This is a genomic window from Corynebacterium sp. MSK204 (assembly GCF_030229885.1).
Taxonomy (GTDB): Bacteria; Actinomycetota; Actinomycetes; order Mycobacteriales; family Mycobacteriaceae; genus Corynebacterium.
On record NZ_JASPGQ010000028.1, the window covers coordinates 1 to 7,084 of the forward strand.

Here is a 7,084-nt window from a genome sequence, read left to right on the forward strand (position 1 = left end):
CAAAATGGTAATAAGAAGGCCGCTGCTTAACCCCTAAGCAGCTTAACTACGTGTCCACGATTTGCGGGCAACCCCACTCCACCACGGCGACTCCCTCGAAGCGCTCCTCGGCTACCGCGGGCAATACATCCTATGCTGGACAGACAGCGACGGAGAAGAACAACAAAAGACAACAACCGCTAATGCCGATTGATGTAGCTGACATAAATAGCGCACCCCACAGAAACCAAGGCGCACACCGAAATAACAATCGGAGCAACCATACCGAAACACCTCCCCTCTACACTCAACTATCCGCCTCACACACTGTGAGGCCAGTGCCGCGCCCGGGACTCGCACCCGGGGAGTAACTAATTCACGGCCTGGTGTTTTACGTCCTTGGTGGTTCCCTCCCGCTTACGGCGGGGTTCCTGCCTGTCGGCTTGGCCAATGCTTCACGGACATGTCAACGTGGTTCTTGGCCCGGTATCTTCTATCAGGACAATTCACTAATTCAGTTCTCTGTACAGCGTTTCGACCCAACCAATACCCCTTGGGGTTATTGTCACTGTGTCGAAATTTTGGGACATGACTGCCCCCAGTGCCCGCGGGGAGGCTCGCACTCCCCCGCCTGCTAAGTCGGGCTAAAATACACACATGGCAATAACCGCACTCATAAGCGCAATAACCGGACTTGCCGCACTACTACTAGGAATCAAACAATTCCAACACGCCCGCCAATACGACGGCGCACACCAAATAGCAATGGGCTTCAGCAACTACGGAACCCCCACCGTCACCTCAGGAATGAAAGAACCCATTGACGAAATCGAAATACAACTCCACTACCAGGGCTTCCAACCCCTCCACGGAGTAAAGATGTCCCTCCTCTGGGACAATGGCGAACACTGGGACCTCTACCCCGAGCCCCATCTTCAGCCTGGAGAAAAATTCGGCCCGAAGGTTCTAAAAATACCGTGTAGCGACCTGGATAAAGTACACCTACATGTCGCATGGCAGACTCCACATCCTGCCATTCTGAAAAACAAGATTCGGTATCAAGCACTCCGGATGAACCTGGCTCAAGAGGCTCAACAATGGCGATGGCGTCCATTCGAACACCTCCATCGGCGCCGGCACTCGCCACTCGGAAAGTGGAAGGCAATTCATAATCCCCCAACCGACCAACAGAACTTCCCCGGCTGGCCCCACGGCCCCGCAGCCAAGACCATAGACTGGTAAACATCAACAACACTCCTTTAAACGAAACATGAACCTCGACACCCTACTGACAAGCATCAGCGCCACCACCGGCATCATCAGCATGCTTATCGCAATATTCGCCAAACTCGACTCGAAAAACGCCAACAACATTGCGCAAAGAAGCCACAAGCGAGCCGCGGAATCCATCACCCTCGCCCAACAATCGAACAGCATCGCCATAGATGCCCGCGAGCTCGCAAAGGAAGCGAACACGATTAGCCGCAGGGCCGAAAAGCGAGACACTGAACTCAACTACGTCAGCTGGAACTACCACTGGAAAAACACGACGACCTGCAACATCATCAACACTGGACAAGATAAAGCCCTCAACACCCACATCACCGTCACCGTAAATGGGGAAAGCATGTCTCACCCCAGGACTGACATCAAACCAGGCCACGGAATCAACATCACGCTTCCGAAACTTCTCAACCAAGTCCGCAACCACGCTGAAGAATTCCGAACCGAACAAAGGAACTTCGAAACCAGAAGACAAGCCCACAACACCAAAAGCACCACCCTCAACACCCCCTTCCTTGAGGTCAACCCCATCTACATCCCCCTCACCTTCGATGTCACAGTCACCATCCAATGGCACACCCCACTCGGTACACAACACGAGAGAGTCTTCCAAGACCCCAGCCACACGTTCAGTCTCATCGACTGACAAATCCCACAACTCCCGAGACATCAACAACACCTTTTCCTAAACCGAATAAACCCGGAATAAACCTGAATAATCTGATACACTCGACACCGTCGAATAGGTCCGACAAGCCCCGCCCACACGCGGGGCTTTCCTCACACCTAGGCGTAGTACTCATCCCACACTTGCTGCATGAGTGGCCGGTCGGCTTCGGTATAGCCATTGACTTGGCGAACCTGACCATTAGGCAAGGTAAGGTCGTACTTTTCTGGTTCGCGTCCCTTTTCCAGCGTGTACAGTGCTTTCATGCGCTTGCCGAACATCGGGGCTACGGACTTCATCTTCTTGCTAGAGAGGTTCTTCGACTTCAAAAAATCCGCCGTATACAGTGGCCGCGTCTCCGGATCCAACTCCGGCACCTCACCCAAACCACGCGCCAAAACAATCCGCGCCTTCGCCTCCAAATGGTCAGGATGAATCAAACCCTTAGCCGCCTGACACAACTCCATCCGCATCTGCGACTCACGCACCAAAGCATTCAACTGGTGCTCCTCGGCGCGAGGATTAATAGCACCACCCTTATGGAAGTAAGCGTCCAAGGCGTTAGCAGCTTCAAGCTGATAGGCCTCAAGCGTTGGGCGGGCCGCTTCGGAGACGCGGTTAGTGTCGATGGTGGCCAGCCACATCGTGAGAGTACGACGATCAACCATGCTCATTTGGCGCTGTTTGCCGTCCGCGCCAACCGTGGTCATGATGATCATGGTTGCCCAGTTCTTGTCCTTGAGCTTTCGGTGCTGTGGTTCCCAGTTGATTCCGAGGGCGTCGCAAACATGGTTTGCTGCTGCCCATTCAGTGCCATCGTGCTGCACAGCCATGATGGGGTTAGAAGTTCCGGGAACCGGGATAGTCACCAGTTCGTTATCCATTGTGTTACTCTCCTAAATAGGTTTCTTTGCTTTTTGGCTCGGTGCTCCAGCACCGGGCCATTTCTTATGCGGCTAGTTCTTCTGGGTCGTGTTTGACGAGGATGCGGTCTGGTGCCGCTCCTAGTTCTGCTAGTGCGTTGAGCACTTGTGGAGTTGGGCGGCGGTTCTTGATTGCACTGTTCCACGTGTTTCGCGATAGGCCCGTGCGGTTTGCTAGGTCTACTGCGGTTGATAGGTGGTTAATACGCTTTACCCGGTCCAACTCGTCAAGACTGATAAGAAACATTGTCTTTTCTTTCTCCTGTTTATCGGGTGTGACAACATAGCATGTCATTCTTGACCAGATTGACAAGGTTGCAATTCACACGGGGGCACCCATTTTGTCTTTCCCCAGCTACACACCCACTTGCCGACAAGATTTTTATGCACTAGGGTTTAAGTCATGACAACCCCAGCAGACGTAAAAGACGTATTCGCCAGCCTCGCCGGACACCGCGTCACCGCCCAAGACATGGCAGATATTCTCGAAACCTCACGAAATACCGTGAACCTTCGATTGAAAAATGGATTGGTAGCGGAGGACATAATCGCCATATCCCGTGGGTTAAACATCAATCCCGTCGAAGCTCTAGTAGAACTGGGGAATCTGACCCGCGATGAAGTCTTTGATTTCTTGGACGGCGGCGCCAAACTCCTATCGCTAGCCAGCATTGAAGAACTCGTCTATCGCCTGGCCGAAGACACCCTAAGCAACGCCGACAAGATAGAACTAGGCGGTGCAGCACGTGCCCTGCTCGAACGCGATGACCTGGCTGCTCGTCGTGCGGGTGCCCCCGTGTCCGACGCGGATGGTTCAATGCCAGATGATGATGACGGCATTGTCCGCGAATTTGACTACTCCCCCGACGAATACGCCGCAGACTCATCAATAAACGAACAAGAAGAACGCGAAAAACGAGGTGAAGATTTGATTGACTAACACATAGTTAGCGAAAACGCCGGAGTCAGCTACAATCAGTAAACACAGTGGCGGCATTGAAATACATGTACCGCGCTCATTCCGGCGGCTAGAGCATTTAATGTTCTAGCCGCTGAGTCATTTCAAGGACGTTATGCTTATTGCTTACTTGGGTGAATTCGGCCACCAAGGCCCCTACATCAGACACGACCACCCTAAATTCAACACACACCCCGTATTCGGTTACGCCGGATACATACTCCCCGCCGAAAATGTACGCCAGATGGGTGGCTACTTCGAATATGTAAAAGAGCACCTACTTGCCTGGGAAATCGAACGCTTGAAGGTTCACCCGAAACGATGGGAGAAGAAAGGCTCAAAACTTCTCACCACAACAAACATCGAGAATTATGGCGAGGAAATAAACCCCGCGATGAACCGTATATTCCGAAAGCTAGGAGAATTAGACGGAAGGATATTCTTCTTCGGTCAACAAAAACCCATCGGAACAGTCAAAGAAACCAATGAGACTTCCCAAGCCCGCGAAGAGCATTGTCTCATTCAATCAATAAACCGACTCGGAACCTTCGCTTCTAAAGCAAACCAAAAACTAATGGTCATCATGGATGCCACCGACACAGACAACCGTGAACGGGCCGTCGCCACTTTAGGGAAAACGATATATTATCGCCAGAACAAGGAAAATAGAAGCATCATTGAGATACCTGTTCAGGCCGATAGCAGACTATACGGAACAATCCAATTGGCAGATTGGATATGCGCGATACTTGGCCGACTAACGGACTATCATTTTGCAGAAACTTCCGCCTTTGGTTGGGCCGTAGACATGGGGCAAAACCTCGCACCACTATGCCAAACGACTAACAATTCAATTATCTGGTCTAACTCCCCCAGCAAAGACTCTCGATGCTTTCCAAACCAGTTAGTGAAAACCACCAAATTTTGGCAGTCTGAAGCTAGAGCCGAAGCTAAGAAAAACCGGCAAAATCAAAGAAATAACCAAATGATGCAGAATATGCTTGACGCTAGTTCGCCGGAGCTTCAGAAGAAACTGGAACAAATCAGAGGCAATCGTTGATGATTGAATCTCTTATACAATCCGCTGAGGCCCGGGGTTATAGAATCCGCTGGCACCGCGGCGGCCCAAAAGCAGCATGGCTCCCCCACCGGTCCACCATCACCCTCCGCGTAGGCATGGATGACACAACTACCCTGTGCTCCCTAGCCCACGAACTAGGCCACGCGCATTATGGTGACCCGCCCGGCCACCACGGCGCCCACGAAATACGCGCCGACAGGTTCGCCGCCCGCCTCCTGGTCTCCCCCACCGAATACGCCACCACAGAAGCAATCTACGGACCACACCCGGCCACCCTCGCCAACGAACTCGGGGTGACGGTCAAAGTCCTCAAAACTTGGCAAAACATCTACGAAAAGACAGCAGTATGAAAAAGCTCTCAATTCTTCTCATCGCAGTCCTCGCACTAGCGAGCTGCACCTCCAACGAGGAACCCACGGCAACCGATAAGCCGTCCTCAAACACCTCAAGCACATTCAGCACCTCGAGTACCAAACGCAGCAGCTCGACCAAAACCGCGGACCCCTCCAACACACCCCTAACCACAACACAGGAACCTGCTGCTGCCAATAGCGCCTTACCCGAGGCGAATCCGCAAATGGCACAACCGACCGTAGTCGAGTGCCTCCAAGGCACCCCTGGGCCCGCTCGATGGTCAGACGGCACTGTCTCCTTCTCCCAATGGTGTTTTGACAACCGCGGAGGACAGCAGTACCTCGAGAATGAAAGCCAAGCCGGTCTAGTAGAAAACGGAGAATGCGTAGGGCCGGCGGCAGAATGCGGATACGGCACCGCAGCCAACGGCGCCCGAAATCCGACTTCGGGTGAAATCCAGACCTATCACGGCTGCCAAGACGGATACATCAACGACCCTGCTTTGTGCTCTCAAGCAGAGGGCGCTGTCCGGGCTGCGGACCCAAACGGCTCTATCTATTAGGAGCCATGCGCTTTCAACGCAATCCCCGCCCCCGGTGCTCACTGAAATGAACACCAAGGGGGTTGAGGGCCCAACAATCGGCAATGCGAACTAAAAAACGCATCGAGATCAAACTCAGAAACCCAACTGGGACTTTCCAACAAAACATCATTTCACAAGCATGACCAAAGCAGTACAAAATCCAGCATGATAATATGCGATTATGGAAACGCACAGCGGGAAACTACCCCGCCCAAACTACCGAAAAATAGCCGGACAAAAAGCAGCCGACACCCGATGGGGACGAAAAATCGAACGAGCAACCCACCAAGGAACCCTAAACATAGCCGGAACAGACCTATCCTGCTACGTACTCGAAGACGGACGCCGGGTAATCAGCCAATCCTCAATCATGAACGCCATGGGACGTACCCCTCGCGGACGACGCGCAAGCCACGACAATCGACCACCCTTCTTAGAAGCAAACAACCTAGCCGCATTCATCTCACCCGAGCTCCAAAAAGCAGTCGCTGGAATCGACTATCGCGTCGGGGATAACCCGAACGTCATCAACGGACACAACGCCGAAATCCTCCCCAGAATTTGCAACGTCTACCTCGACGCAGAAGAAGCCGGCGTGCTTACAACCACACAAAAACCAATCGCCAAAACCGCCCGCAGAATCATCAAAGCCCTAGCACTGGTAGGAATCACCGCTCTAGTCGATGAGGCAACTGGCTACCAGGAAACTCGCGCCAAAGACGAACTGCAACGACTCCTTGATGCCTACATTGCAGAAGAATTCCGCCCCTGGGTTCGCACTTTTCCCGAGGCGTTTTTCAAGGAAATATACCGCTTGCAGGGCTGGAAATTCGTCCCCGGCAACCATCACCACCCGCAGTACGTCGGAAAGTTCATCAACAAGTACATCTATACGCCAATGCCGACTGGCATCCTAGACCGTCTTAAAGATCTAAACCCTAAAAATGAGCAGGGTAACCGGCCGCGGAAGCATCATCAGCATTTAACTGATGACATTGGGGTCAACCACTTAGAGCGCCAGATTAACCAGGTAGTCACGCTGATGCAAGCATCCGATGACAAAGTTCAGTTTGAGAATCTTTTTGAGCGCGTTCACTCAAGAAATCTTCCAGTTCAGCAAATGCTCGACATTTAAGAACCCCGCCCTGGCGCTACAGATGTGAAATTCGCGTGCCGGGATGACGCGGGCTTGTTTTAGGGACCGGTAAGGCGGTACCAGGTACCGGGGTGGCGGTAGCCGCCCGGTAGCCGGTTT

The 7,084-nt window shown here is 52.7% G+C and carries 8 protein-coding genes; 6 read left to right on the top strand and 2 right to left on the bottom strand.

Annotation, left to right across the window (positions count from 1 at the left end; genetic code table 11):
• Positions 1-636 precede the first annotated feature (636 nt).
• Positions 637-1,221, top strand: coding sequence for a hypothetical protein (locus QP908_RS11440; protein ID WP_239270146.1), 585 nt, complete (start codon positions 637-639; stop codon positions 1,219-1,221).
• A 28-nt stretch (positions 1,222-1,249) separates the two neighbouring features.
• The gene (locus QP908_RS11445) at positions 1,250-1,909 is read left to right on the top strand and encodes a hypothetical protein (protein ID WP_284772326.1); all 660 of its coding nucleotides are present in this window, start codon (positions 1,250-1,252) and stop codon (positions 1,907-1,909) included.
• A 140-nt stretch (positions 1,910-2,049) separates the two neighbouring features.
• Here QP908_RS11445 and QP908_RS11450 read toward each other — a convergent pair whose 3' ends face one another.
• Entirely contained in the window at positions 2,050-2,814 is a 765-nt protein-coding gene (locus tag QP908_RS11450) for a phage antirepressor N-terminal domain-containing protein (RefSeq protein WP_239275155.1), read from the bottom strand.
• A 64-nt stretch (positions 2,815-2,878) separates the two neighbouring features.
• Positions 2,879-3,100: an XRE family transcriptional regulator gene (locus QP908_RS11455; protein WP_284772327.1), complete on the bottom strand. Its 222-nt coding sequence runs from the start codon at positions 3,098-3,100 to the stop codon at positions 2,879-2,881.
• A 156-nt stretch (positions 3,101-3,256) separates the two neighbouring features.
• On the opposite strand from QP908_RS11455, the gene QP908_RS11460 reads away from it, so the two are divergent.
• The 4 genes from QP908_RS11460 (at position 3,257) to QP908_RS11475 (ending at position 6,964) form a co-directional block, all read left to right on the top strand.
• On the top strand, positions 3,257-3,793 hold the full coding sequence (locus tag QP908_RS11460) for a hypothetical protein (RefSeq protein WP_239275159.1): 537 nt from the start codon (positions 3,257-3,259) through the stop codon (positions 3,791-3,793).
• A 133-nt stretch (positions 3,794-3,926) separates the two neighbouring features.
• On the top strand, positions 3,927-4,871 hold the full coding sequence (locus QP908_RS11465) for a DUF3800 domain-containing protein (protein WP_284772328.1): 945 nt from the start codon (positions 3,927-3,929) through the stop codon (positions 4,869-4,871).
• Entirely contained in the window at positions 4,871-5,242 is a 372-nt protein-coding gene (locus QP908_RS11470) for an ImmA/IrrE family metallo-endopeptidase (protein WP_255716714.1), read from the top strand. The genes QP908_RS11465 and QP908_RS11470 overlap by 1 nt, the downstream gene beginning before the upstream one ends.
• A gap of 768 nt (positions 5,243-6,010) precedes the next feature.
• Positions 6,011-6,964: a P63C domain-containing protein gene (locus QP908_RS11475; protein WP_239268565.1), complete on the top strand. Its 954-nt coding sequence runs from the start codon at positions 6,011-6,013 to the stop codon at positions 6,962-6,964.
• Positions 6,965-7,084 lie beyond the last annotated feature (120 nt).

Bases quoted from the DNA above. Each gene is read 5' to 3' on its own strand.
- QP908_RS11440 (WP_239270146.1), top strand. From the start codon at position 637: ATGGCAATAACCGCACTCATAAGCGCAATAACCGGACTTGCCGCACTA.
- QP908_RS11445 (WP_284772326.1), top strand. From the start codon at position 1,250: ATGAACCTCGACACCCTACTGACAAGCATCAGCGCCACCACCGGCATC.
- QP908_RS11450 (WP_239275155.1), bottom strand. From the start codon at position 2,814: ATGGATAACGAACTGGTGACTATCCCGGTTCCCGGAACTTCTAACCCC.
- QP908_RS11455 (WP_284772327.1), bottom strand. From the start codon at position 3,100: ATGTTTCTTATCAGTCTTGACGAGTTGGACCGGGTAAAGCGTATTAAC.
- QP908_RS11460 (WP_239275159.1), top strand. From the start codon at position 3,257: ATGACAACCCCAGCAGACGTAAAAGACGTATTCGCCAGCCTCGCCGGA.
- QP908_RS11465 (WP_284772328.1), top strand. From the start codon at position 3,927: ATGCTTATTGCTTACTTGGGTGAATTCGGCCACCAAGGCCCCTACATC.
- QP908_RS11470 (WP_255716714.1), top strand. From the start codon at position 4,871: ATGATTGAATCTCTTATACAATCCGCTGAGGCCCGGGGTTATAGAATC.
- QP908_RS11475 (WP_239268565.1), top strand. From the start codon at position 6,011: ATGGAAACGCACAGCGGGAAACTACCCCGCCCAAACTACCGAAAAATA.